The sequence below is a fragment of the Streptomyces stoeckheimensis genome, assembly GCF_045822005.1.
Classification (GTDB): Bacteria; Actinomycetota; Actinomycetes; order Streptomycetales; family Streptomycetaceae; genus Streptomyces; species Streptomyces stoeckheimensis.
Window position 1 is genome coordinate 4113268 of the sequence record NZ_CP169550.1, and the last position, 24773, is coordinate 4138040.

Genomic DNA, 24773 nt, shown 5'->3' on the forward strand with positions numbered 1-24773 from the left:
ACCCCGCAATAGGCCCCGACCGGGCGCAGCTCCGTACGGCCCGGCCCCTCCCCGGACATGCGCCGGGGCGGCCGGGGTCCCGAAGGATCCCGGCCGCCCCGGTGGTTGCGGCGCCGCCGGCAAGGCGGCGGCCCGCGCTGGAACTTCGAGAAGCTCCAGCGATTCTCGAACTTCTCGAAATCCTCTCGAACTTCTAGGACTTCTAGGACTTCGCCGGCGACGGAGTCGTCACCTGGCAGCCCTTCTGGCTGTTCATCGCCTTGTCCAGCCCGCCCGCCTTGAGCTGGTCGAGGGCTTCCTTGCCGCCCTTGGTCGCTTCCTCCAGGCCGCCCGCGACCTCCTTGAGGCCCTCCGCGAACTTGCCCTGGTCCTTGGCGTCGAGGGCGTCCATCTTCGTCTTCAGCGCGGTGTAGCCCGCAGACGTCGACTCGAAGCCCATGACCGCCGCGGCCTGGGTCTTCTCCCCGTCCTTGACGGGCGGAACTCCCGCGTTCGTCAGGGCCGTACCCATCGCCTTGTACGACTCGGACATGGTCCCGAAGGCCGTCGAGTCGGTCGACTGGACCTCCTCGGGCTTGCTGCTCTCGGTCGCCACCCGCTTGATGTCGGCGTTCGCCTTCTCGATCTTTTCGAGCTCGGGCTGCCAGCTGTCGCAGACCTTCTTGGCCCAGGCGTCGGTCTTCTTGTCGCCGTCGTCCCCGCCGCAGCCGGACAGGACGAGCATCAGCACCGCAGCGCCCGATACCGCGGCCGCAAGCTTCTTGTTCACCGGATTGGTCCCTTCGAAGGCTCTCGGCCCGGAAGATACACGCCCACCATCCGGGAAACGCAAAGGCGGACGGACGGCGCGTCAGTCCGCGCCCCCCGTCCGCCATTCGGGCGTACGGTCGAGTCGGGCCGGGTCAGGCCCGCGAGAGCCGTGTCAGGCCCGTGCCGGCCGTCTCAGGAGGAGACCGCCGCCGCCGGGTCGCCCTGCTGGCCCACCCGTTCCGCGGTCGCGCCCTCGCCCGCCCCGTCGTCGCCCACGGCGATGCCGCGGCGCTTGGAGACGTACACCGCGCCGACGATGACGCCGATCGCGAGGACCGCGACGATCGCCCGTACGGTCGGGCTGGCGTCCGCGCCGTAGCTGAACTGCACGATCGCGGGGGCGATCAGCAGCGCCACCAGGTTCATGACCTTGAGCAGCGGGTTGATGGCGGGACCGGCGGTGTCCTTGAACGGGTCGCCGACGGTGTCGCCGATGACGACCGCCTCGTGGGCCGCACTGCCCTTGCCGCCGTGGTGCCCGTCCTCGACGAGCTTCTTCGCGTTGTCCCACGCGCCACCGGAGTTGGCGAGGAAGACCGCCATCAGGGTGCCGGTGCCGATCGCGCCGGCGAGGAAGGAACCGAGTGCTCCGACGCCGAGCGTGAACCGACGGCGATGGGGGTGAGGACGGCGAGCAGCCCCGGCGTGGCGAGTTCGCGCAGCGCGTCCTTGGTGCAGATGTCCACGACGCGCCCGTACTCGGGCTTCTCCGTGTAGTCCATGATCCCGGGGTGCTCCCGGAACTGGCGGCGCACCTCGTAGACCACCGCGCCCGCCGAACGGGACACGGCGTTGATGGCCAGGCCCGAGAACAGGAACACGACGGCCGCGCCCAGGATCAGCCCGACCAGGTTGTTGGGCTGGGCGATGTCCAGGCTGAGGTTCATCTCCCCGGCCGTCTTGGCGCCGACCTCCTTGACCGCGTTCGCGATGGCGTCGTTGTACGAGCCGAAGAGCGCGGCCGCGGCGAGCACGGCGGTGGCGATGGCGATGCCCTTGGTGATGGCCTTGGTGGTGTTGCCCACCGCGTCCAGGTCGGTCAGCACCTGCGCGCCGGCGCCCTCGACGTCCCCGGACATCTCCGCGATGCCCTGGGCGTTGTCGGAGACCGGGCCGAAGGTGTCCATGGCGACGATGACGCCGACCGTGGTGAGCAGGCCGGTGCCGGCCAGTGCCACGGCGAAGAGCGCCAGCATGATCGAGGTGCCGCCGAGCAGGAACGCCCCGTACACGCCGAGGCCGATGAGCAGCGCCGTGTAGACGGCGGACTCCAGGCCGACCGAGATGCCGGCGAGCACGACCGTGGCGGCGCCCGTCAGGGAGGACTTGCCGATGTCCCGGACGGGACGGCGGTTGGTCTCGGTGAAGTAGCCGGTGAGCTGCTGGATCAGGGCCGCGAGCACGATGCCGATGGCGACGGCGACCAGCGCCAGGATCCGCGGGTCGCCGGAGTGCCCGGAGATCGCGGCGTCGTCGACGCCGACGAGCTCCTTGTAGGTGCCCGGCAGGTACGCGTAGACGGCGATCGCGACGAGGACCAGCGAGATGGCGGCGGAGATGAAGAAGCCGCGGTTGATGGCGGTCATTCCGCTGCGGTCACTGCGGCGCGGGGAGACCGCGAAGATGCCGATCATCGCGGTGACGACCCCGATGGCGGGGACGATCAGCGGGAAGGCCAGGCCCAGGTCGCCGAAGGCGGCCTTGCCGAGGATGAGGGCCGCCACGAGGGTGACGGCGTACGACTCGAAGAGGTCGGCGGCCATTCCCGCGCAGTCTCCGACGTTGTCGCCCACATTGTCGGCGATGGTCGCGGCATTGCGCGGGTCGTCCTCCGGAATGCCCTGCTCGACCTTGCCGACCAGGTCGGCGCCGACGTCGGCGGCCTTGGTGAAGATGCCGCCTCCGACACGCATGAACATCGCGATGAGCGCGGCACCGAGGCCGAAGCCCTCCAGGACCTTGGGCGCGTCGGCGGCGTAGACGAGCACGACGCAGGACGCGCCGAGCAGGCCGAGGCCGACGGTGAACATGCCCACCACGCCGCCGGTGCGGAACGCGATCCGCATGGCCTTGTGGGATACCTCGGTCAGGTCCTTGGCGGGCTCGCCCTCTCTGGGGGTGGCCTCGCGCGCGGCGGCGGCGACGCGGACGTTGGCACGGACCGCGAGGCGCATGCCGATGTAGCCGGTGGCGGCCGAGAAGATGGCGCCGACGAGGAAGAAGGCGGAACGTCCCGCCCGCTGCGTCCAGTCGTCGGCGGGGAGCAGGAACAGCAGGAAGAACACGACGACGGCGAAGATGCCGAGCGTGCGGAGCTGCCGGCCGAGGTAGGCGTTGGCGCCTTCCTGGACGGCGGCGGCGATCTCCTTCATGGAGTCGGTTCCCTCGTCGGCGGCGAGGACCTGGCGGACCAGGATCTGCGCGACGACGAGCGCGGCGATGGCCACGGCCGCAATGATGATCACGATGAGCCGATTGTCATCCGTGAGTACTGCGGATGCCAGGTCTGTGGTGCGACCCGGCGCGATAGGGGTGAAGAGCCCCGTCATTCGTCCTCCTTGACGTGATGAGCTCAAGATGTGGACGGATTGTAGGGAGCGGGACCAGATCAAAACAGTACGCAGGAAACGGAATTGGCCCGCACTTGCTCCTCACCAATAGATCTGGTCACTCCATTACCCTCGAAAGTGGTAACGGGGCAAAAGCATTGACGCTTGATCACCGATCGGGAAATCCACCGGAGAACGATCACGGAATTGATCTACGGGCACACAAAAGGCCCTGCTCGGCAGGGCCTTGAATAAGATCAGAAGATACGTCGGCACGCGCGGCGGAACATCATCGGCGCCCACCCCAAGGCGCCTCCGACGCCTTACCGGCACCCGCCCGGTCCCCCGTCGCCAGACGACCGGACGCCGAAAACCGCCCGCGACCAAGCCCGACCGGGACACGAAACAGACGGGAAAGCACCAAACCCACGGGGCGGGACGAGAACCCGCCGAGCCCCACGAGAACCCGCCAGCCCCACGGGAACCCGCCGAGCCCCAGCAGACGCCCGCCGGGGACACGAGGGCCGGGGCAGCACGAAAACCCCCCGGTCGGCACAGGGCCACCCGGCGGGTACGTAGCGGTCGGGCAGCGCCCTGTGACCGGCGGCGGTCGAGCCGGAGCCAACCGGCCGGCCCGCCATCCGGGCAACCGCCGGCTACGGCAGTTCGGAGGTCCCCGACACGGGCCAGCTCATCCGGATGGTCCCGCCGGTTTCCCCGCTGATGACCTCGACGTCGTCGACCAGGCCGCTGATCACGGCAAGGCCCATCTCGTCCTCACCCTCGGTATCGGGGTCCAGGGCGGCGTCTATTCCGGGCACGGCGGCAGCCGGACCGCCGGCCGGTCCGGGCACTTCGTCGCTGACCTCGATGGAGAACACCTTCTCCTCCTCGGTCAGCACCACCCGGACTGGCGCGGTCAGCCCGTTGGTGCGGTGCAGTCCGACGGCACGCGAGCAGGCCTCGCCCACGGCGAGGCGGACCTCGTCGAGGACGGCTTCCTCCACACCGGCCCGCCGCGCCACGGCGGCCGCGACCAGGCGGGCCGTCCGGACGTGTTCGGGCTGGGCGCTGAAGCGCAGTTCAACGGTGGCCATGCGCGTCCCCCTCGGACTACGGGCGTGCCTTACAGGGGCCCGGACCGCTTGTGGCCCGGTACCCCCCGCTCCATCATCGGCCGTTTCGCCGCCGAGCGCCGTCAGTCGGTGGCGTTGACGGCGTCTTCCACCGAGTTGTGGATCGGAAACACCTTGGTCAGGCCGGTGATTCGGAAGATCTTCAGGATGCGCTCCTGGTTGCACACCAGACGCAGCGAGCCCTCGTGCGCGCGGACGCGCTTGAGGCCTCCCACGAGCACACCAAGTCCGGTGGAGTCGAGGAAGTCCACTCGCTCCATGTCGACAACCAGGTGGTAGCTGCCGTCGTTCACCAACTCGACCAACTGCTCGCGCAGCTTGGGCGCGGTATACACATCAATCTCGCCACCGACCTCCACGACCGTACGGTCGCCGACAGTGCGAGTCGACAGGGACAGGTCCACGGATCCTCCAGCACCTTGCTATCGAGCGGCGCCCCCCAGGGGCCTCCCCACCCGGAGGTAGGAGAGGGATTGGCTGCCGCGATGGCATTCAATCACTTACCGGCAGGCGCGCACGACGCCTTCGGACCATTGTCCCGCACGCCGGTGACACACTCGGTTCCAATGGCCAACACTCACCGTCCCGGTCCGCCCACGGCACCCGAGGACGTCAGACCCACCCCCGGCACGGTCCTGGACCGGCTGTCACGGGGGCCTTCCCGGGCTGCGCGCATCACCCATACGGAGCACTTGCCCCCTCGGGAGGGTCGTCATGCGGTCTGGCCCGATCGCATCCGAACTGATGTCGTAGCCGCAATTCAGGCCGCCGGGATCGACCATCCGTGGGAACACCAGGCCGCGGCCGCCGAGCACGCCCTCGACGGGGAGTCCGTGGTCGTCGCCACGGGCACCGCCTCGGGCAAATCGCTGGCCTACCTCGCGCCCGTGCTCTCCGCCCTCGCCGACGGGGCCGAGGCGCCCAACGGCCGGGGCGCGACCGCCCTGTACCTGGCCCCGACCAAGGCCCTGGCCGCGGACCAGCGCCGCGCCGTACGGGAACTGGCCGGCCCGCTCGGAAACGCCGTCCGGCCCGCCGTCTACGACGGAGACACCCCGTTCGAGGAACGCGAGTGGGTGCGCCAGTACGCGAACTACGTCCTCACCAACCCCGACATGCTGCACCGCGGGATCCTCCCGGCCCACCCGCGCTGGTCCTCCTTCCTGCGGGCACTGCGCTACGTGGTCATCGACGAGTGCCACACCTACCGGGGCGTCTTCGGCTCCCACGTCGCCCAGGTCCTGCGGCGGCTGCGCCGACTGTGTGCCCGATACGGCTCCGATCCCGTGTTCCTGCTGGCCTCCGCCACCGCGAGCGACCCGGCGACCGCCGCGTCCCGGCTGACGGGCCTGCCGGTGGTGGAGGTGTCCGACGACGCCTCCCCGCGCGGCGAGGTCGTCTTCGCCCTGTGGGAGCCGCCCCTGACCGACCTCAAGGGCGAGCGGGGCGCCCCCGTACGCCGTACGGCCACCGCCGAGACCGCCGATCTGCTCACCGACCTGGTCGTCCAGGGCGTGCGCACGGTCGCCTTCGTCCGCTCCCGGCGCGGCGCCGAGCTGATCGCGGTGATCGCCCAGGAGAAGCTCGCGGCCGTGGACCGCTCCCTGCCCCGGCGGGTCGCGGCCTACCGCGGCGGCTACCTGCCCGAGGAGCGCCGGGCCCTGGAGCGGGCCCTGCACTCCGGCGACCTGCTCGGCCTGGCCGCGACGACCGCCCTGGAGCTGGGCGTGGACGTCTCCGGCCTGGACGCCGTCCTGATCACCGGCTACCCGGGCACCCGCGCCTCCCTGTGGCAGCAGGCCGGCCGGGCCGGGCGCTCGGGCCAGGGCGCCCTGGCCGTCCTGGTCGCCCGCGACGACCCGCTGGACACCTACCTGGTCCACCACCCCGAGGCCCTGTTCCGGCAGCCCGTGGAGGCCACGGTCCTGGACCCCGACAACCCGTACGTCCTGGCTCCGCACCTGTGCGCGGCCGCGGCCGAGCTCCCCCTCACGGAGCCCGACCTCGACCTCTTCGGCCCGGCGGCACGCGACCTCCTCCCCCAGCTCGAAGCGGCGAAACTGCTGCGCCGCCGGGCCACGGCCTGGCACTGGACCCGCCGGGAACGGGCCTCGGACCTCACCGACATCCGGGGCGGCGGCGGACGCCCGGTCCAGATCGTCGAGGCCGCCACGGGCCGCCTCCTGGGCACGGTCGACGAAGAGGCCTCCCACACCGCCGTCCACGACGGGGCGGTCCACCTCCACCAGGGCCGCACGTACCTGGTGAAGCACCTGGACCTGGAGGACTCGGTCGCGCTGGTCGAGGAAGCGAACCCGCCGTTCTCCACGACGGCCCGCGACACGACCGCCATCTCCGTCCTGGAGACCGAAACGGAGATCGCCTGGGGCCGGGGCCGGCTCTGCTTCGGGTCCGTGGAGGTCACCAACCAGGTGGTCTCCTACCTGCGCCGCAAGCTGATCACCGGCGAGGTGCTCGGCGAAGCCAAGCTGGACCTGCCGCCCCGCACCCTGCGGACCCGGGCCGTGTGGTGGACGGTCACCGAGGACCAGCTCGACGAGGCCCGGATCAACCCGGAGATCCTCGGCGGCGCCCTGCACGCCGCCGAGCACGCCTCCATCGGCCTGCTCCCGCTCTTCGCCACCTGCGACCGCTGGGACATCGGCGGGGTCTCCGTCCCGCTGCATCCCGACACCCTCCTTCCGACGGTCTTCGTCTACGACGGCCACCCGGGCGGAGCAGGCTTCGCCGAGCGCGCCTTCCACACGGCCCGCGCCTGGCTGACGGCGACCCGTGACGCGATCGCCGCCTGCGAGTGCGAGGCCGGCTGCCCTTCCTGCATCCAGTCCCCCAAGTGCGGCAACGGCAACGACCCCCTGCACAAGCGCGGCGCCGTCCGCCTCCTCACCCACCTCCTCTCGGAATCCCCACCCCCCACCCCACCGGCAACCCCCTGAGCCCTCCGAACCCCCTGAGCCCTCCGAACCCCCGGGACCGCGCCGGCGGGGGGATGGGCCGACGGGCCGACGGGGAGGAACCAAGGCTTCCCGGGCTCACCGCCGATTGGCTGAATATCGCCCCTGACGCCACCCAAACCGGGACAGCCGCCCCGGAACCACTCCAGCACCCCCCAACCCCTCCCAGGCGGGCCTCCAGGCCGCCCTCAGCCCCTCCCGGACGGCGCGGGCACCATCGGGCCCCACCCAGACGGCGCGGACACCCTCGGGCCCCACCAAACGGCGCGGCACCATCGGGCCCCACCCAGAGGGGACGGGCCCCTCATCGGGACTCCCCGGGTAGCGGTGGGCCCGCGCGGGAGCGCAGCTCCGGTCGGAAGGGGCCCGTCGGGGTGCGGGCGGTGACCTCCGCGACCTCGCCCGTCACCACGCACCCGGTGACCTGCGCGCCCTGCGCCACCGCCACCCGTACCGCCGTGGCGCAGGCGGCCTCCGGGCCGTGGGCCCAGCTCGCGGCCGCGGCGAGAACGGCCAGGTCGGCGGCGGCCGCGGCACGGTGCCGGGAGACCACCGCCTGCCCGAGCAGGAGCACCCCGCCGAACACCGCCATCAGCACGGTCACCACCACGACCCCCCACACCGTGGCCGACCCCCGGTCCCGGTCCCGGGGCCGCAGCCGGCGCTCCCCCGGGCGGCCCCCGCGGCGGCTCACGGCGGCGGCCCGACGGTGTCCTCCGCCAGGGCGACGGCCAGGGCGGTGAGGCGGACCGACAGCGCGGCCGGGCCCGGGGCCGGAGCCGAGACGCGGACCCGCCACAGGTCACCCGTCCGCGAAAGCTCCACCCGTGCCCCGGGCGGGGCCGCCGCCTCGGCCGCCGCCACCGCCGCGCCCGCCGGCTCCGACCGGGCCGCCGCCCGGGCACCGGCCCGAGCGGCGTCCACACACCGGATCTGCGCGGCGGCCGCCATCAGGGCCCACACCAGCAGCCCCGCGAACAGCACCAGCGCCGGAATCACCAGGGCTGCCTCCGCCGTCACGAATCCGCTGTCAGAACGGCGCATCGAGTGCCTTCCCGATGGTCGACTGAAGTGCCGTCGAAACCAGTTCACTCGTCACCACCTTGTACAGAACGGCCGCGAACGCACACGCCGCGATCGTGCCCATGGCGTATTCGGACGTGGACATCCCCGCGTCGCCTCCACGGCCCTTCAGTCGCGCGCGTCCCACCAGTCCCGCCATTGCCGCCCGCATGCGAATCCAGATGATCGACATGACAACCTCCCGTTGATTCAGCTTTTTGACGTGTTCTCAGATCTCGGATGTCGGATGGTCATTCCAGGCGGCCCATTCAGGCGGCCATTTCAGACGGATCTTCAGATGCCCCGCCGGCTGCCCTCAGCTGCCGGAGAGGAGGCCGGAGGCCATTCCGATCACCACCGGTGCCACTCCCAGCACAAGGAAGGCGGGGAGGAAGCACAGGCCCACCGGTGCGGTGACGAGGACCGCCGCCCGCTGCGCCCGGGCCCCCGCCCGGCGCGCGCGGTCCGCCCGGAGCGTCGAGGCGAGCCGGGATACCGGTTCCGCGGCGGGCGCCCCCGTACGCGCGGAGCGCTCCAGGCATTCGGCCAGGGCGCGGGCTCCCGATATCTCCGCCAACCTCCCCCACGCGGCGCCCGGTTCGCCGCCGAGCCGCAGCTCCGCCCCGGCCATCGCCAGCCGTTCGCCCACCGGGCCGCCGAGCGACTCCCCCACCACCTCGGCGGCGTCCACCGGCCCGGCTCCGGCTGCCAGGCAGGCGGCCAACAGGTCGGCGGCGAACGGGAGCTGGCGCTCGGCCTCCCTGAGGTCCGCCCCCGCGGCCGGCCGTCGCCGCGCGAGCCACCCGCGGACCGCGAAGCCCGCCGCGCAGCCGGCCGCCACGCCCGCGAGCCCGCCGATCAGCACCCAGGCCGCCGCCAGCGCTCCGGCCGGCCCGGCCCAGGTCGTCAGCGCCGCCCGCAGCCGGGGCCCGGACAGCGGTCGCCTGCGCGCCGCCTCCACCGCGAGCAGGCGGGTGAGCCGGCGCCTGGCCGCCCGCGCCCTGATCCGCGCCGCCACCAGCGACGCCGCGCACAGCGCCGCCGCCGCGAGGCACAGGGCCGTCCCCAGCCTGTGGATGGCGAAGCCGTCCATCACCGCTCCCCCGCCCGTACGATCCGCCGGCACCACAGCAGCCCCAGTGCTTCCAGCACCGCGCCCGCCAGCAGGCAGCCCCATCCCACCGGCGTGTGCAGGAGCACGCGCAGCGGGTCGGCGCCCAGAGCAGTACCGATCAGCAGGCCGACCACCGGGAGCAGGGCCAGTACCGCTGTCGTCGATCTCGCTCCCGTGAGCTGGGCGCGCAGTGATTCCTCCCGGTCCCGCTCCGCCCGCAGGGCCCCTTCCAGCCGGTCCAGTCCGGCGGCCAGCCCGGCTCCGCCGTCCACCGAGACGCGCCAGCAGGCCGCCATCGCCGCCAGCCCCTCCGCGCCGGGCTCCCGTGCCGCCTGCCGCAGTGCTGCGACAACGTCCCCGCCGAAGGCCGCGGCCGCCAGGACCCCGGTCTCCGCGGCTCCCGGCCCGCCGGGGCCCGACACCGTGCGGCGCATCGCCTCGCTCAGGGCCCGGCCCGGCTGCGCCCCGGCGCGCAGTTCGCCCACCACCGCGCCGCACAGGGCCACCACTTCGGCGGCCCGCGCCGTCCTGGCCCGCGCCCGCTGCCCGGCCCGCAGCCACCGGCGCACCAGCGGTACCGCCGCGGCCCCCGCGAGCAGCGGGATCACCGACCCGCCCAGCAGCGCGAGCACCAGCCCGGCCCCGAGGCAGGCCCACTCCCGGCTCCGTGCGGCCCGGACCCGGACTCCGGCCGCCAGGCGCTCCCACGGCGCCGGCCCCGCCGCTGCCGGCCGCCCCGGCCCGGCCAGCACCGTCCTGGCCCGCCGGGACACCCCGTCGGCCCCGGCCAGCGCCCAGGCCGCCGCTCCCGCGCACAGCACTCCGGCGAGCACCGGCAGCGGCGCCACCGCCGCGGCGCTCACCGGGCACCTGCGAGCAGCGGGCGCAGCCGCTCCCAGCCCCGGTCACGTACGAACCCGCGGGCGCCCCAGCGCAGCGCCGGCACGGTGACCACGAGCCCGGCGGGGTCCCGCTCCAGGACGTGCACCTCGGCGACCCGGCGCCGGCCGGTCCGGTCCCGTACGAGGTGGACCACCAGGGTCAGGGCCGCCGCCAACTGGCTGTGCAGGGCGGCCCGGTCCAGCCCGGCGGCCGTCCCGAGGGCCTCCAGCCGGGCCGGCACATGGGCGGCGGCATTCGCGTGGACGGTGCCGCAGCCGCCTTCGTGACCCGTGTTGAGGGCGGCCAGCAGGTCCGCGACCTCGGCGCCCCGGACTTCGCCGACGACGAGCCGGTCCGGCCGCATCCGCAGCGCCTGGCGGACCAGGTCGGCGAGGGTGACCTGACGACTTTTAGGAACAGTTCGACTGTCTCAGTGGCATCTATGTCTCAGTCGAACCCGCCATACTGCCTGGCCGCCCTCTGGAACCCCGACGCTCGTGGTGTCTCACAGGCTTTACCCGGACTTGACCCGTGGTGAACGGGGGAGCCGGAGATGACAGATTCGAACTGACATGCGATGATGACCATGGTTTCAAAAAACACACCTCGAATGAGGTATGGTTTTTGAAACCACGGTTGTCTGGAGGGGATGTGCAGAACCTGGATCCCGAGCGGTGCGTGCAGCGACTCGCGCAGCTCGATTTCTCGACTGACCTGTTCCACAACGCGCTCGACCTCGCCGCTGCGGACATCCGCAGTTGCACCGACTTCGACGCGCCGGCCATGCGCGGCTTCATGTTCTGGAGCCGTACCAATCGGTACCTCGCCGAGGCTCTCGATCCGGACGGGTGGAAGCACACGTCGCGGGACAGCATCCTCCGGATGATCCACCCCAGCACGAGTCACGCGGTCACGGCGATCAGCGCCCAGGGAGGCGTTGGTGACCTGAACGCCCGCGTGAAGTCGAAGAACCCGAAGGGTCCGGCCATGGCTCGCCTGGTCGAGAGGAACGGTCAGTTCTCGTTCCTCTCGCACGACGAGGCTCTCTACGGTCGCGAGCTCGACCAGATCCCAACCTGGTGCCTGCTCTACAAGTGGGACGAAGGAGTGATCTCAGCCGAGCTGTCGCTGCCGATCAAGATGAACGGGAAGTTCGTCGATGAGTGGCTGGAGCGCATCCCGCTCGCGCTGCCCGACCTCGGCGATCCCGGTGCGGACATCGCGCTTCTGGACGATCCGGGCGACGACAGCGGCCCGGAGGTCGTCGTGGAGCTGCTGGGGGGCTGACCGAAGAGTGAGAAGTGCGGACGTGGGAGTTGAGGAAAGTGTTCACCCCTGAGCGGTTGGTGCTGGCCCGTAAGAGGCGCCGGATGACGTTGGCTGAGCTGGCCCGTAGGTCGGGGTTCTCGGCGCAGAGCATCACTGCCTTCGAGAACCACCGCAAGACGCCGTCCCCGGAGACGCTTTCCTCCCTTGCAGCCGCTCTTCACTATCCCGTCGCGTTCTTCGAGGCATCGCCGGCGTCACAGTTGCAGCTGGACGCGGTCAGCTTCCGTGCACCGTCCAAGATGACGGCCGCAGAGCGTGACAGCGCTTTGAGTTCAGGGGCTGTAGCGATCGCGCTCAACAGCTGGCTGGCGGGGCTGTTCAAACTACCGAAGCCCAACCTGCCCACCTACCCGCACCTTGCCCCGGAGGCCGCTGCCGAGCAGGTAAGGGCCGCGTGGGGTCTCGGAGAGGCGCCACTCCCGAACACGGTTCATCTGCTGGAGGCCAACGGCGTACGTGTGTTCTCTCTCCCGTCGGACTGCCTGGACATCGACGCTTTCTCGACCATCAACGCAGGCACCCCCTATGTCTTCCTGAACACCCGCAAGACCGGGGAACGAGGACGCTTCGATGCCGCCCACGAGCTTGGCCACCTCGTGCTGCACTGCGAGCACCGCATCCCGCATGGGCGGGACTCTGAGGGTGAGGCCAACGACTTCGCATCTGCGTTCCTCATGCCACGTGCCGGCATCCTCGCCCAGAGACTTCATAACGCGTCTCTCGACCGGATACTGAGCGCCAAGCGCAAGTGGGGCGTCTCAGCTATGGCGTTGACCTATCGACTGCACAAGCTTGGGTTGCTCTCGGAGTGGCGCTACACACAGACCGTCAAGGAGCTTGCACATCGTGGGTACCGCCGCGACGAGCCTGACTCCTCTGTGGTCCGCGAAAGCAGTCAGCTGCTCGCAAAAGTGTTCGAGACGTTGCGCCAGCCACTGGATATGTCCCCGGCAGATGTCGCGGCGGAGTTGAGCATCTACCCTGAGGAACTCAACGAGTACGTCTTCGGCCTGGTACCCATTGGCGTCGATGGAGGCGGCGAGCAGTCGGCACCTGTACGGCCCGACCTGCGCCTGGTCAAGGGGTAGCCGGCGCGGCTGGCCACCGCAGAGCTAAGCAACGACCCGCTCTCGACTCAGCACGCGAACATCGGCACAGGCTGAGCCTTCCCGGAAAGACGTGACACATGAAGCTCCTGGGTGTGGTTGTCTCATCAGGCGCGATCTACTACGGGGCGCTCGCTGTTCCCGATGCGGCCCAGGGCATCTCCCACATCGCTGGTACTCCTGAACGGCTACTTCCGGCAGCCGGGTTGACTGGAGCTCAACGGCTGGCTGACACGCACCAGCGGCTCGCCCAGGACATACGGGTACTACAGCCCGATGCCGTGACGGTAGTAGCTACCCGCAAGAACAACCAGTGGGTCTACCGCGACGCCTTCGAGCGCATCTCCATGATCTCGGCACTCATGCTCACCTGTGTCGAGCAGGGGATCCCGGTCGAGGAGTGGACCACCGAGCGGATCGGAAAGCTCGTCAACACTCCCGCGCTCAAGCTCGCCTCCTTCGACCACAAGGCTGTCGGGTTCGAGCGGATCCCCACCTACTGGAATGTTGGGCGTGGACCGGCATTTGCCGCGGCCATGGCATACGCCACTGAGACCCGCAGCACGAGTGGCGAGGGACAGGGTTCTTGAACGAGCAGCGCGAAAGGCCGCTCGTTCTGGACTACGAGTGCCTCCACAGCATGCCCAACGGCCTGCGCGAGGTTCGGGTGTGGCTGGACCCTGTGCTGGAAACGTGGCTGGTCGGTAAGCGCATCGACCTGTCCGAAGTCCAGGGCGCGGACTTGGTGGAGCCCCGAGTCATGGAAATGATCAGCCACCCGAACGTGGTGCCGGTGCGTTCTGTCGCCACGATCCCCAGCTACAGGCCCCCCATGCAAGTAGTGGAGGTGTTCATGCCCTACTACGAGTTGGGCAGCATCACCGACGCCCTACTGAGAGGCGAGCGCTTCACTGCGGCGGTGTCCCTGCGGATCATGCGAGCGGCCCTGCAGGGTCTGACGGAGATGCATGAGCGCCACGGAATCCTGCATCGTGACCTTAAGAGCCCGAACCTATTCCTTACCGGGGACGCCAACACGGTCAAGATCGGCGACCTTGGCCTTGCCGGCACAATGGATTCCATGGGCAAGGCGCCCTACGTGAACGCACCGCACCTGTACGCCCCGCCCGAGCTGCTGATCGGGGACGGACTCACCCGCTCCTCCGATCTGTACTCACTCGGTGTGGTCCTTCTCGAACTGCTCAGGGGCAGATTCGACTACGACGCATACACGACCACGGACGTCGTGGATGCCCTCCTTGCTGGCCGGCCGCCCCTACGCCCGGAGGACTCAGCCTTGCCTGCATGGGTGTGCAAGTCATTGCGCAAGCTGGTCCTGAAGGCCACAGACCCTGATCCGGCGCGTCGCTTTCAGACCGCCCGGGAGATGAGCGACCAGATTGCCAAGATCCGCATCGCGGACTGGCAGGAGGCCGACGGGCAGATTTGGGAGGCTCCGTTCCTCCGAAACCCAAAGAACCGTGTACGAATTACGGCGACGCCCTCCAAGGGGGGCGGGATCACCCTGAGCACACAGCGCCACAAGACAAGGTCATGGCGGCGAATCGGACAGGACGTGACGGTGCCAAGCCTGGATCACCGTGACGCGCGTGCGGTGTTCGAGAGCGCCAATAGTCTGGCCGTCAGCTGACGGACGGCGAAGTCGACGGCCTGTCCCTCCTGCCGTGACAGGCCGTTGGTGGCTGCGGTCTCCGCAAGTTCCGCAGCCTCATACTCTGCATCGCTGCCCGCGCCTACCGGCACCAAGGCGCCCAGCCGGGCGAGCTCCCACATCTCGGCCCGCACCCGCCCCGCGTCGACGCCGCCTCGCCGGATCATGGGAGCGAGTACCGCGCGCCAGCTGCCTACATCCTCGCGAACCACGCCTTCCCAGAGCTGCTCCACAAGCACTTCGGCCGCCCATGCATGCCGCGGCACGCGCCCCCTGGGCAGACGGGAAATGCAAGACACCAACAGAGCGCCCTGAGGCGAGAGCGCCTCCATAGTCGGCTCCTCCTCGGTGCGGGGTCATAACAGATTTAACAGTCTTGAGAGAAGTCGTCTTTTCAGCGTGCCGGACAGGCCGTACGCCCGCAAGACTCACACCCATGACTTATTGCACACTTGTTCTAATTGGCGAGGTTGTGACGGCAGAGGGTGTGGCTCCCTCCTGTGACTGAGCGCTAGAACTGTCCAATGAGCACTGGACTTGTCGTGCTGAGCATTTGAGTTGGCGGGCAGGGCAGCCCCCACCCGGGCTGGGCGAGGCCTGGACCTGATGGAAAATCGATCCACGGCCCTGCGTTCGAAGGGCGAGCATGCGGGGCTGCGCCACGCTGAGCGGAGGTTCCGTGGGTTCCAGAGACGCCGACATCGACTTCACGTTCACCCACCCGACCACCGCGCGGGCGATCGTGGATGCCCTCGCCGCGGTGGGCTGGTCGGTGGACGACCCTGCCGGGGGTGTCACCCACATGATCAACGACGCGGACGACATGTACGAGTGGTACGCCAGCTCCCCCGGAGACATCGACGAGGTGCTGGCACGCCTGGACGCGCCCGGCAACCTGCCGTACACCGTGGCCATCAACGTCTACCACCCGGAAGCCGGGACCGGCGGGATGTTCATGCTGATGCCCGGCCGCAAGGAAGTCCTGTTCTCGCCCAGCATCGACCGCCGGCACATCCCGGCGGCGCCTGCGTTCACCGACCTCGCCTGGTACCTGCACGCGCTCGTGCCGGCCCTCGTCACGACGGGGCTCGAAGGGTACGAAGCCAAAGAGATGAAGCACTGAGTTGGTGTTCTCTGGGCTGCGATGGTCTGCGGCATGCAGCGGTCTGACTGGCTGAGTGGCTTCGCGTCGTCTGAATCGCGCATGATCGAATCTCTTTGGATTGATCGTGGGATGGTGTGATGTGGAGGACTGGCGGACCGATCCGACGTTCGCGATGTGTCGGGCGCTGGTGGACGGGGCGGATCTGGCCTCGTTCGCGGGAGGCCCGTTCGACGTCCGGGCTGTCGTGGCGACCATCCGGCCCGGGACCTTCGAGGGAGCCGCTCTCGACGACCTTCCCTGGGGAAACTTCCCTCACGGGGAGAAGGCCCGGGAGGCCGTTCGCCTGCTGCACGCCGGGGACGAACCGGCACGTAACTTGATGGGTGTCCTGATCGGCATGTGCGCCGACGACAGCCGGGCCGCCGCCGCTCTCGCCGTCCCGTTCCTGATCCGGATCGCCACCGACCCCCACCATCGACACCGCGCCGATGCCCTCGGTGGTCTCGCCGCCCCGGCCCGCGCCCGCTACTTCGGTGTCGCCTTCCGCGACGAACTTCTCCTCCATCGCTCCGGCCCCCAGCACGATGGCTACGACGACTACGGCGTCGAGGTGACCGGCTACCCGGCGGGCTGGTCGGTGGCCGCCGCCCGAGCGGCGATCACCACCGGAGCCCCCACGCTCCTGCCTCTCCTCGATGACTCAGACCCCGCCATGCGCATCGACGCCTCCTACGCGCTCGCCACCGCGGCCGACCCCGGGCATACGGTTCGAGGCGCCTTCGCTACCCGGTTCGCCATGGAGCAGGACCCCATGGTCCGGGCTGCCTTGGTTCTCGCCACGGCAGAGAGCACACGTACCCACCCGTACGAGCCGGCCACCGCCTGGATCCGTGAGCTGTGGCAGGACCAGGCGCAGGCACCTGAAGTCCGCCTTGCCGCCGCTATCGGCTGGCTCTGCCTCACCGCCGAACCCGTCCCCGATGCCCTGCACGCCGCCGTCGAAGCCCTCGCCACCGAAGAACGCGCCCGTGCCATGGACGCCCTGCCCTGGATGGCCGCCGCTGGACGCGGCGTGCCGGGACTCCTGGACTGCGTCCGCCGCATGCTCCATCCCGAAGCGCCCGAACCCTCCGATGACCCCTGGGCCTGACTGCCCTGAGCGACGAATGCCCAGCGTGTGCCGCCGAACCTTGATGGGCGCGACTTCGTGACATCGAAGGTTGGGCGCGGCAGGGCATCTCCCCTGGAATCTTGGTCGCTGGCGTATGCCCTGAACTGCAACGATGGCTGAATGAATGCCAATGACTCGTGGGAATCGGTGCCAACTGTCAACGTCCGCCTGTGGCGCTCCGACGCCGTTGTGCTGTTCGACTGGCTGATGAGCACCGATCTGAACGCCGTGCCGATCACGCATCCGGCACAGAAGCAGGCGCTCGTAGACCTGCTGGGCCGCTTCGAGTGGGCATGCGACGTCGACATCACAGGCTCCACCTCCGAGGAGATCGCCGCTGCGCAGGAAGAAGTGGCCAAGGACATGGGCTGGTAGGACACCCCGACCAAACTGGGATGGCACACGCTCAAGGCTCGGTGTCATAGGACAGTTGTGACCGAGCGTGATACCTGGCCCGGATAAACAACTCCGATGCTCGGCTGCCAGGGCGTCGCCTAACGTCGCGGCATGACGATGATCTACGTACTGGATGGCAAGCGGATCCACACGCTGGAGGACTTCTGGCTGGTCATAGGCGAGGCGGTCGATGGCCCGGGCGGTTACTTCGGGCGGAACCTCGATGCCTTCAATGACTGCCTGACGGGTGGATACATGGACTTGGAGGACGGGGAAGACTTCGTCTTCGAGTGGCATGACCACGCTCACTCCCAGCAGGCCCTCGGATACGCGGAGACAGCCCGCCAACTGGAGATTCGTCTTGAGCGCTGCCACCACACGAACCGCCCCAGGGTGGCCAAGGAGCTCGCCGCGGCGCGTGCCGGCGAGGGGCCGACTGTGTTCGATTGGCTCGTCGAGATCTTCGACCGGCAGGTGCCCAGCGCTCTGGCGCTGCGCTGATCCCCTCGGGGTGACCCACGGCTAAGGCGCGGTCGCACTGCTCGGCAGGTGCGGGCGGCGCAGCTTGCCCGTGGGGCCGCCATCGGGCCGATTCTGAGCATCGGAGTTGTCCATCCAGGCCAGGTGCCGCGCTCGGTCACACCTCCGCCTGAGGTAGCTTCCCGTCTTTCGGCATGTTCGTGATCATCAATGCCCTCTTGCGGATCAGGCCCGCGCCGGCTTGCAGCGAGCACGGCCGCGGGCCCGCGCCAATCGGGAGAGGTTTCTCGGAAATCTGTCCCTGTCGGTCCCTTCAGGCTCGTGGCAGGGTGCGCCAAAGGTCCGTGACCAGGCAATTCACCTGATCACGGACCTGGGCGAGTTGCGGGGCTCAGGGGCGGCCCAGGGCCCGAGCGAGCCAGCCAGCTTCGCGCCACTGGTCGGTGTTGAGGGTGCCGCGGGCGTCGATGACCTTGGGGCTGGTGGTGCGGTTGGCGAGCCGCTTGGGGTCGATGTTGGAGTACTGGTGCCACTCGGTGAGGTGCAGCAGCAGGTCCGCGTCGTCGACGGCGGCGATGGGGTCTTCGACGTAGTCGAGCTCGGGGTGGAGCTTGCGGGCGTTGTCGAGGGCCTTGGGGTCGGTGATGGTGACGGTGGCGCCGAGGTCGTGGAGGGCCTGGGCGACGGCGAGGGCGGGCGAGTCGCGGATGTCGTCGGTGTCGGGCTTGAAGGCGGCGCCCCAGATGGTGATCCGCTTGCCGCTCAGGTCGCCTCCGAGTTCCTCGCGGGCGAGGTCGACGACGCGCTGGCGTCGGCGGCCGTTGACCGCGGCGGCTTCGCGGAGCATGTCGACGGCGGGGCCGGCTTCGAGTTCGTCGGCGCGGGTGATGAAGCCTGCGAGGTCCTTGGGGAGGCAGCCACCGCCGAACCCGAGGCCGGGCCGCATGCCGTGGCGGCCGATGCGGTGGTCGTGGCCGAGGATGTCGGCGAGCTCGGCGACGTTGGCACCGGACTTCTCGCAGACCTCGGCCATCGCGTTGACGAAGGAGATCTTCGTGGCGAGGAAGGAGTTCGCGGCGCCCTTGGCGAGCTCAGCGGTCGCCCAGTCCGTCACGATCGTCGGCGTCCCCGACTCGATGATCTTCGCGAACGCCTGCCGCAGCACAGTCTCGGCCCAGGAGTGGTCGCGTTTGAAGCCGAGGACGAGCCGGTCGGGGCGGAGGGTGTCGTCGACTGCAAAGGATTCGCGGAGGAACTCGGGGTTCCAGGCGACCTCGATGAGGTCCTTGGCGGGGGCGTACTCACGCAGGATCTCCGCGACCTGCGGTGCGGTGCCGACCGGGACGGTGGACTTGACCGCGATCACGGCCGGGCCGGTCAGGCCGGGGGCCAGGCGGCGGGCAGCGTCGAAGAGGTGGGTGAGGTCGTAGGCGTCGGTGCCGGGCTGGTTCGGGGTGCCGACCCCAATGAAGTGCAGGTCGGCGAAGTCGGCGGCCTCGCCGTAGGAGGCGGTGAAGCGGAGCCTGCCACTCGCAGTGTGTTTGGCGAGGAGGTCGTCCAGGTCGCGTTCGAAGAACGGGGCCTTGCCGGAGTTGAGGGTGTGGACCTTGTCGATGTCGGAGTCCATGCCGAGGACTTCGTGGCCGAGCTCGGCCATGCAGGCGGCGTGGGTGGCGCCGAGGTAGCCGCATCCGATGACGGTCATCTTCATGAGCGTGGGTGTCCCTTCGGGTGGGGCCGCCGCTGGCGGCCCCACCCTGCCCCGCCCGCAAGGGCGGGGTGATCAGGAGGGCCTGGCGGCCAGAGAGCGGTAGATCCCGTCCCGGATGAACGGCGGGATCGTGAGGATGTCGAGGTAATCGGGGGCGAAGAACTGCAGCTTGACGCCCTCGGCGAGAAGGAGGTCCGACTCGTCGCCGTCCCAGGAGGCGGCGAAGAAGGTGATGATCTGCCCGGAGCCGCGATAGTCGGTGATCTCGAACAGTTCGGTCAGGTTCTCGGGGATCAGACCCGCTTCTTCATCGAGCTCGCGAACGATCGCGTCGGCGGGGGATTCCCCGGGGTCGCAGCCGCCACCCAGGACGGACCAGTGGGCGGGCCAGGCGATCTCGGGGAGGTCGTCCCGGAGGTGGAGGAGGACTTCGCCGCGGCGGTTGGTGATGATCGCGACGGCTCCACGGGCGGCGGCCGGCTCCTCGGTGGCAGATGTCTCGGAGTGCATCCCCTCACCGTAGTAACCGAGTTGAGGATCATGCCGCCGCCCTCACCGTCTGGTCAGAAAACCAGGCGGCTGCCATGAGGGCCTGCATGCGGGTCCGGTCGAAGCGTCCGCCGGGCTGCAAACCCCCCTCGAGGAGGGGGCGGAACGCGGGCGGGGCATCGGTCAGGGCCATGCGGATCTGAGTGTCGGCCCAGGTGGAGAGGTTGCCGTTGAGCCATGAGGGGACCGGGGAGGCGAAGCCGAGCTTGTCCCGGCTGGCCCAGACCTCCTTCGGCAGCCCCAGCGCCTTCGCGGCGTCCCGCAGGATCCGCTTGCCCTGGGCCGGGTCGGTGATCTTGTAGTCGACGGGCAGTCGGTAGGAGAACTCGACCAGGTCGCGGGCGAGGTAGGGGGACCGGCGTTCGAGCGCGTAGGCGGAGGCGAGCTTGTCGCTGGTCATCACCAGCGGTCTCCAGGCCGTCGCCAGGTCCGCCAGTGTCAGGCCGCGGGCCAGGTCCCCGCCCGCGCGGGCCATCGCGTCCGCGACGAGCTCGCGGAGCCGCCCGTCAGGGTCGGGGCCGCGAAGGATCAGCCGGGTGACGGCCTCCGACGGGTCCAGGGGCTCCCCGGCGGCGTGCATGAGCTTGGCGGCCAGCGGCCGGTAAGCCTCCAGCCCGGCGCCGAGGACGGCGTCGGGGCCGAAGAGGATCAGGGCCTGGCGGACGTAGCCCATCAGGAACTCGTCCGGTCCCAGCCCGCCGATCGCGACCCGCAGGCCGAGGTCGGAGATCTCCCGGTAGGCCATGTGCTCCGAGAAGGTGGAGGCGTTGCCCATGGGGTAGTCCAGGGCCCGCATCATGTGCGGCAGCGCGGTCGTGAAGTCGACGTGGTCGGGCTCGACCACCACCAGTTCGGCCTTGATGTCCCGGGCGATGATCGCGGCGGTGGAGGACTCGTCGAGCCGGTCCTGGCCCGGGTAGCGGACGGTGACGCAGACCGGCGGCCGCATCAGGTAGGCCAGCACCGCCGAGTCCAGCCCGCCCGAGAGAAGGAGGGCGAAGTCGCAGGCCGGAGACCTGAGCGGGATCTGATCGGCCAAGATCGTCGAGAACCTGGCCAGGGCCTCTTTGTAGGTGCCGGTGAACGGGGCCCGGTCCTCCAGGTGCCACCAGGTCATCTGGTCGAGGGAGCCGGTGGTGACGTCGAAGGACAGCAGCGCGGCCGGCGCCAGCAGCTGGATCCCCTGGAACGGGGTGTCCACCCCGGTCGGGGTCTCGATCGCGGTGACCTCCGGCCGTAACACCAGCGGCGCCGCCCCATAGCCGGTCAGGGTGGTCACCTCGGAGGCGAACGCGAGCCGGCCCCCGTCGAGCCGCCAGTAGAGCGGCTTCTCCCCGAGCCGGTCCCGGGCCAGGAACAGCTTCGCGACCCGCGGGTCATAGACCGCGAGGGCGAACATGCCGTCCAGGCCGTCCAGGCAGGACGGGCCGATCTTGACCCAGGCCCGCAGCAGGAAGTGGGCATCCGACTCCCGGTCACGGACCTCGATGCCCCAGGCGGTCGCCTGGGACCGCCAGTTGTAGATCTCTCCGTTGAAGGCCAACACCAGCCCGGTGTCCCGGTCCAGGTAGGGGCCGGGCATGGCCTGCGGGTCCACGATCAGCAGCGTGTTCATGGCCAGCACCGCCCGCCCGTCGCTGCTGGCAGCGTGCATGGTGCCGTCCGGGCCGCGGTAGTGCTGCGAGGCGCCCATCGCGGCGACGGTCTTCTCGTGCCGGATGGCATCGCCTCCGGCCAGTCCTGCGATTCCGCACATCTGGTTCACCCCCGAGCGTGAAGTCGTGGTGCCTGGCGGCGGCCACCACCGGGAGCCCGTCCCGGCGGTGGCCTGAGCCCTCATCACACCGGCCAGGGGATCAGGCGGGGAGGGCTCGCAAGGGGGCTCACAACTCGCGAACCAGGTTCACCCAGGGTCCGCAGGGCAATACCCTCAGTGCCTCACGGTTCGGGAAGCCGTACGACTTTCCGTGCCCAGCCGGAATCGGTACGACTGAAAATGCTCCAGTCGCCGCCGATCCGGCCCCATAGCGTTTCCTCGTCAGCAGCCACCGTGCCGCTGACCTGGTGGAAAAGGGGACTGAAGGTGGCGTCGACCAGCCGTCGGAAGCGTCCGCCGAACGCGGAGCTCGCCCGGCTCATCGAGACCTGCGGCGCGAGCCACAAGTCCCTGGCCCTGCGGATCAACCAGCTCGCCAAGCAGGCCGGAGTCGAGACCGACTACTCGCATACCTCCATCGCGAACTGGTGCCAGCGGGGCATGATCCCCAAGTGGCCGGTCCCCACCTTCCTCACCCAGGCGATCGGGGAACGGCTGGGACGCCCGGTGGCACTTGGCGAAATCGGTATGGGCGAGGCTGAGACACCGGATACGAGTGTGGGGTTGGATTTCCCCAGGGACCGTGCAGAGGCGGTCCGTGTGGCCACCTCGTTCTGGAGCTTCGTGAACCGCCGCGACTTCCTGGCCGGATCCGGCTTCGCCGTATCCGCGTTCACCACCCCCGTGACCCGCTGGCTGGTCACCCCCGCCGACGACGGCGCCGACCACAACGGCGGCAAACAGGTCGGCCGCGCCGACCTCGACGAACTCCGCGACGCTGCCGACGAGGCCCGCCGCTGGGACTCCAAATACGGAGGCGGGAACTGGAAAGCCAACTCCGTCACCGTCTGCCTCCAGGAACGGGCCGCCCCGCTCCTGCGTGGCTCCTTCACCGACGACGTCGGCCGGTACCTGTTCTCCGTCACCTCCGAGCTGTCGCGCCTGGCCGGCTGGACCGCCTTCGACGTCGGCCAGCACGACGTTGCCCAACGCCACTTCATCCAGGCCCTCCGCCTCGCCCGGGCGGGCGGCGACGTCCAGCTCGGCTGCTATGTCCTGACGACCATGGCGATGCAGTCGCTGCTGCGGGGCTTCCCCTCCGAGGCCGTCGATATGGCCCAAGGCGCCTTCGAACGCGCCAAGGGCCAGGCTGCCCCGCGTGTCCTGGCCTTCACCAAGCTCATCGAAGCCCGTGCTCACGCCCGCGAGAACAACGCCAGGGCCGCCTCACGGGCCCTGGCAGCGTCCGAGGACCTCATCAGCCAGGCAGACCAGACCGTCGGGGACGAGCCGGCCTGGATCGACTTCTATCACCACGCCCGCCTGTCCGCGGACGCGGCTGAAGTCTTCCGCGACCTGAAGAACCCCAAGGCTTCCCTGGCCTGGAACCAGCGGGCCGCCGCCATGCCCTCAGGGGTGTTCACCCGCTCGGTCGGGATGCGGCTGGCGATCGTGGGGACGGCCCATCTCCAGGCCCGCCAGCTCGACCAGGGCCTCGAGCTGGGCCACCGCTCCGTCGACATCCTCGCCCGCGTCCAGTCCAGCCGGGCCAAGGACTACGTCCGCGAGTTCAACACCGCTCTCGCCCCCTGGCGCCGCGAGCCGGCCGTCCGCGAATTCATTCACCGCGCCCGCACCGAACTCGGCGTCGCCGCCTGAAGTCAGTGCCGCGATGGCGTGGCGTCATCAGTCCCAACCCGACTGGATTGGAAACCCCTGAACGATGTATCTACTGAACAGCGTCCACGACCACCGCAACATCGGCGAAGTCTCCAAAGAGCAACTCAACCTCCTCATCGCCTTCCTCTCAGATGAGGATGACCCGGAACCAGGCATGTATGTCGACTACGACGTACTCAAAGACCTCACCGCCATCGGAGCCGACCGAATGCTCATCGGCATGCTGGAAAATGCCCTCGGCCACCACTCCTGGATGAGGTTCACCTGGTCCACCAAGCCCCCATTCGAGCCGTTGATCCAGGTGGTGCCTGCCACTCCTGGCCGTAGGCGTGGCAGGGCCTGACGCGGATCCGCAAGTTCATCAACCGCACCCGCACCGAACTCGGCATCGCCGCCTGAGCTGCCGTTCACCTCTTGGGCGGCTTCTTGGCCAGTGAGGGATGAAGGCCCAGCAGCAGGCGCGGTCGCTCGTCCCACTTCGGCATTGGCTGGCCCACATACTCGGCGGCGGCTTCGGCCGTGACCCTGACCACCGAGGTGAAGAAGTTCCGGCAGTCGATCGCATCGGTCAGCCGGAGTGTCGGGTCGGCCTTCAGCTTGGCGGATGCCTTCGGATCACGGACCGCGGTCAGGATCGGGAGGGCGTGAACGGTCGCATGGCCATGGGCGACGTCGTGGCGGATCCGCAGCCACATCCCGATCACATCAACCACGTGCTGGGGATTCACCTGAACCGGACCGCTGCCCTGCCCACCTCGCTGTTGCCACGCCCAACTCGGTTGGGGATCGAACCCTGCCCTCTTCAGCAGTGAAATCGTCTGAGCGGCATCTGGTGTGGAGAACCTTTCCACCGCGCCATCGAAGTCGGACCTCCACTGCCTCATCGCCGCTGCCAGGAGGGGCCGTTCAGAATCCTCGCCCATGTCGGTGAAGGTCGCGTCCCGCAAGGCCGTGGCCAAGTCCTGAACGAACGCCTGCCAGGCAGCGACGGTCATGACTATGGCGCCACGGTTGATCGAGGTCTCAGCATCGCGCCGTCCGCGTCCACCGTTCCCTGCGGCCCGGTGAGCCTTTTCAAGGTTCTTGCAGTGCTTGATCGCGTTTGCGTAGTTGCCCACCGCGGTCTGAACGTCCACCTTCTGCCCCCTCTGCAACCGTTGGGGACCCATCGTCGCGGACCTCTGCGGATTGAGCCCCGCGTTCGAAGCCACCCCTTGATCCGGTTGCCGC

The 24773-nt window shown here is 69.5% G+C and carries 23 protein-coding genes and 2 pseudogenes; 11 read left to right on the forward strand and 14 right to left on the reverse strand.

Annotation, left to right across the window (positions count from 1 at the left end):
• Positions 1–202: 202 nt before the first annotated feature.
• The 4 genes and pseudogenes from ACE1OC_RS18495 to bldG form a co-directional block, all read right to left on the reverse strand.
• On the reverse strand, positions 203–769 hold the full coding sequence (locus tag ACE1OC_RS18495; protein WP_407837926.1) for a small secreted protein: 567 nt from the start codon (positions 767–769) through the stop codon (positions 203–205).
• 173 nt (positions 770–942) lie between these two features.
• Positions 943–3359 (reverse strand): annotated as a pseudogene (locus tag ACE1OC_RS18500) (sodium-translocating pyrophosphatase).
• Positions 3360–4015: 656 nt separating this feature from the next.
• Complete coding sequence (locus ACE1OC_RS18505; protein WP_407837927.1) at positions 4016–4456, reverse strand: ATP-binding protein; 441 nt, start codon at positions 4454–4456, stop codon at positions 4016–4018.
• A 101-nt stretch (positions 4457–4557) separates the two neighbouring features.
• Positions 4558–4899 carry an anti-sigma factor antagonist BldG gene (bldG, locus tag ACE1OC_RS18510; RefSeq protein WP_243339893.1) on the reverse strand — a complete coding sequence of 114 codons (342 nt, stop codon included), beginning with the start codon at positions 4897–4899 and terminating at the stop codon, positions 4558–4560.
• 81 nt (positions 4900–4980) lie between these two features.
• Here bldG and ACE1OC_RS18515 point away from each other — a divergent pair, with 81 nt between their 5' ends.
• On the forward strand, positions 4981–7452 hold the full coding sequence (locus tag ACE1OC_RS18515) for a DEAD/DEAH box helicase (protein ID WP_407837928.1): 2472 nt from the start codon (positions 4981–4983) through the stop codon (positions 7450–7452).
• A 322-nt stretch (positions 7453–7774) separates the two neighbouring features.
• On the opposite strand, the gene ACE1OC_RS18520 is transcribed toward ACE1OC_RS18515, so the two are convergent.
• The 6 genes and pseudogenes from ACE1OC_RS18520 to ACE1OC_RS18545 all read right to left on the reverse strand — a co-directional run.
• Entirely contained in the window at positions 7775–8164 is a 390-nt protein-coding gene (locus tag ACE1OC_RS18520; RefSeq protein ID WP_407837929.1) for an Rv3654c family TadE-like protein, read from the reverse strand.
• A complete protein-coding gene (locus ACE1OC_RS18525; protein WP_407837930.1) occupies positions 8161–8514 on the reverse strand; it encodes a TadE family type IV pilus minor pilin in 354 nt (117 codons plus the stop codon). Before ACE1OC_RS18525 ends, ACE1OC_RS18520 begins: the two co-directional genes overlap by 4 nt.
• Positions 8501–8704 (reverse strand): DUF4244 domain-containing protein, encoded by a 204-nt coding sequence (locus ACE1OC_RS18530; protein ID WP_407841601.1) that lies wholly within the window; start codon positions 8702–8704, stop codon positions 8501–8503. The genes ACE1OC_RS18525 and ACE1OC_RS18530 overlap by 14 nt, the downstream gene beginning before the upstream one ends.
• Positions 8705–8848: 144 nt before the next feature.
• Positions 8849–9625, reverse strand: a complete 777-nt coding sequence (locus ACE1OC_RS18535; protein WP_407837931.1) for a type II secretion system F family protein — start codon at positions 9623–9625, stop codon at positions 8849–8851.
• Positions 9625–10509 carry a type II secretion system F family protein gene (locus tag ACE1OC_RS18540; protein WP_407837932.1) on the reverse strand — a complete coding sequence of 295 codons (885 nt, stop codon included), beginning with the start codon at positions 10507–10509 and terminating at the stop codon, positions 9625–9627. The genes ACE1OC_RS18535 and ACE1OC_RS18540 overlap by 1 nt, the downstream gene beginning before the upstream one ends.
• A pseudogene (locus ACE1OC_RS18545) lies at positions 10506–10928 on the reverse strand (ATPase, T2SS/T4P/T4SS family); the annotation flags it as partial. The gene ACE1OC_RS18540 and the pseudogene ACE1OC_RS18545, both read right to left, overlap by 4 nt.
• Before the next feature lie 251 nt (positions 10929–11179).
• Between ACE1OC_RS18545 and ACE1OC_RS18550 the strand changes: the two are divergent.
• The 8 genes from ACE1OC_RS18550 (at position 11180) to ACE1OC_RS18585 (ending at position 17808) form a co-directional block, all read left to right on the forward strand.
• The gene (locus ACE1OC_RS18550; RefSeq protein ID WP_407837933.1) at positions 11180–11815 is read left to right on the forward strand and encodes a hypothetical protein; all 636 of its coding nucleotides are present in this window, start codon (positions 11180–11182) and stop codon (positions 11813–11815) included.
• A 59-nt stretch (positions 11816–11874) separates the two neighbouring features.
• Positions 11875–12945, forward strand: a complete 1071-nt coding sequence (locus ACE1OC_RS18555; RefSeq protein ID WP_407841602.1) for a helix-turn-helix domain-containing protein — start codon at positions 11875–11877, stop codon at positions 12943–12945.
• Positions 12946–13043: 98 nt separating this feature from the next.
• Entirely contained in the window at positions 13044–13553 is a 510-nt protein-coding gene (locus ACE1OC_RS18560) for a hypothetical protein (RefSeq protein ID WP_407837934.1), read from the forward strand.
• Positions 13550–14614 carry a serine/threonine-protein kinase gene (locus ACE1OC_RS18565; RefSeq protein ID WP_407837935.1) on the forward strand — a complete coding sequence of 355 codons (1065 nt, stop codon included), beginning with the start codon at positions 13550–13552 and terminating at the stop codon, positions 14612–14614. The genes ACE1OC_RS18560 and ACE1OC_RS18565 overlap by 4 nt, the downstream gene beginning before the upstream one ends.
• 700 nt (positions 14615–15314) lie before the next feature.
• Entirely contained in the window at positions 15315–15758 is a 444-nt protein-coding gene (locus ACE1OC_RS18570; RefSeq protein WP_407837936.1) for a hypothetical protein, read from the forward strand.
• Positions 15759–15864: 106 nt separating this feature from the next.
• Positions 15865–16890: a hypothetical protein gene (locus ACE1OC_RS18575; RefSeq protein ID WP_407837937.1), complete on the forward strand. Its 1026-nt coding sequence runs from the start codon at positions 15865–15867 to the stop codon at positions 16888–16890.
• A gap of 141 nt (positions 16891–17031) precedes the next feature.
• The gene (locus ACE1OC_RS18580) at positions 17032–17286 is read left to right on the forward strand and encodes a hypothetical protein (protein ID WP_407837938.1); all 255 of its coding nucleotides are present in this window, start codon (positions 17032–17034) and stop codon (positions 17284–17286) included.
• A gap of 132 nt (positions 17287–17418) precedes the next feature.
• The gene (locus ACE1OC_RS18585; RefSeq protein ID WP_407837939.1) at positions 17419–17808 is read left to right on the forward strand and encodes a barstar family protein; all 390 of its coding nucleotides are present in this window, start codon (positions 17419–17421) and stop codon (positions 17806–17808) included.
• Positions 17809–18178: 370 nt separating this feature from the next.
• On the opposite strand, the gene ACE1OC_RS18590 is transcribed toward ACE1OC_RS18585, so the two are convergent.
• The 3 genes from ACE1OC_RS18590 to ACE1OC_RS18600 all read right to left on the reverse strand — a co-directional run bounded on the left by ACE1OC_RS18590 (position 18179) and on the right by ACE1OC_RS18600 (position 21803).
• The gene (locus ACE1OC_RS18590) at positions 18179–19498 is read right to left on the reverse strand and encodes a UDP-glucose dehydrogenase family protein (RefSeq protein ID WP_407837940.1); all 1320 of its coding nucleotides are present in this window, start codon (positions 19496–19498) and stop codon (positions 18179–18181) included.
• A 72-nt stretch (positions 19499–19570) separates the two neighbouring features.
• On the reverse strand, positions 19571–20008 hold the full coding sequence (locus ACE1OC_RS18595) for an NUDIX domain-containing protein (protein ID WP_407837941.1): 438 nt from the start codon (positions 20006–20008) through the stop codon (positions 19571–19573).
• A 28-nt stretch (positions 20009–20036) separates the two neighbouring features.
• Positions 20037–21803 carry an asparagine synthetase B family protein gene (locus ACE1OC_RS18600; RefSeq protein ID WP_407837942.1) on the reverse strand — a complete coding sequence of 589 codons (1767 nt, stop codon included), beginning with the start codon at positions 21801–21803 and terminating at the stop codon, positions 20037–20039.
• A gap of 327 nt (positions 21804–22130) precedes the next feature.
• Here ACE1OC_RS18600 and ACE1OC_RS18605 point away from each other — a divergent pair, with 327 nt between their 5' ends.
• Positions 22131–23522 carry a sporulation protein gene (locus tag ACE1OC_RS18605; RefSeq protein ID WP_407837943.1) on the forward strand — a complete coding sequence of 464 codons (1392 nt, stop codon included), beginning with the start codon at positions 22131–22133 and terminating at the stop codon, positions 23520–23522.
• 64 nt (positions 23523–23586) lie between these two features.
• On the forward strand, positions 23587–23886 hold the full coding sequence (locus tag ACE1OC_RS18610) for a hypothetical protein (RefSeq protein ID WP_407837944.1): 300 nt from the start codon (positions 23587–23589) through the stop codon (positions 23884–23886).
• Positions 23887–23950: 64 nt separating this feature from the next.
• On the opposite strand, the gene ACE1OC_RS18615 is transcribed toward ACE1OC_RS18610, so the two are convergent.
• Positions 23951–24679, reverse strand: a complete 729-nt coding sequence (locus ACE1OC_RS18615; protein ID WP_407837945.1) for a hypothetical protein — start codon at positions 24677–24679, stop codon at positions 23951–23953.
• Positions 24680–24773 lie beyond the last annotated feature (94 nt).

Bases quoted from the DNA above. Each gene is read 5' to 3' on its own strand.
- ACE1OC_RS18505 (WP_407837927.1), bottom strand. From the start codon at position 4,456: ATGGCCACCGTTGAACTGCGCTTCAGCGCCCAGCCCGAACACGTCCGG.
- ACE1OC_RS18515 (WP_407837928.1), top strand. From the start codon at position 4,981: ATGGCATTCAATCACTTACCGGCAGGCGCGCACGACGCCTTCGGACCA.
- ACE1OC_RS18525 (WP_407837930.1), bottom strand. From the start codon at position 8,514: ATGCGCCGTTCTGACAGCGGATTCGTGACGGCGGAGGCAGCCCTGGTG.
- ACE1OC_RS18530 (WP_407841601.1), bottom strand. From the start codon at position 8,704: ATGCGGGCGGCAATGGCGGGACTGGTGGGACGCGCGCGACTGAAGGGC.
- ACE1OC_RS18535 (WP_407837931.1), bottom strand. From the start codon at position 9,625: ATGGACGGCTTCGCCATCCACAGGCTGGGGACGGCCCTGTGCCTCGCG.
- ACE1OC_RS18560 (WP_407837934.1), top strand. From the start codon at position 13,044: ATGAAGCTCCTGGGTGTGGTTGTCTCATCAGGCGCGATCTACTACGGG.
- ACE1OC_RS18580 (WP_407837938.1), top strand. From the start codon at position 17,032: ATGAATGCCAATGACTCGTGGGAATCGGTGCCAACTGTCAACGTCCGC.
- ACE1OC_RS18585 (WP_407837939.1), top strand. From the start codon at position 17,419: ATGACGATGATCTACGTACTGGATGGCAAGCGGATCCACACGCTGGAG.
- ACE1OC_RS18590 (WP_407837940.1), bottom strand. From the start codon at position 19,498: ATGAAGATGACCGTCATCGGATGCGGCTACCTCGGCGCCACCCACGCC.
- ACE1OC_RS18595 (WP_407837941.1), bottom strand. From the start codon at position 20,008: ATGCACTCCGAGACATCTGCCACCGAGGAGCCGGCCGCCGCCCGTGGA.
- ACE1OC_RS18600 (WP_407837942.1), bottom strand. From the start codon at position 21,803: ATGTGCGGAATCGCAGGACTGGCCGGAGGCGATGCCATCCGGCACGAG.
- ACE1OC_RS18610 (WP_407837944.1), top strand. From the start codon at position 23,587: ATGTATCTACTGAACAGCGTCCACGACCACCGCAACATCGGCGAAGTC.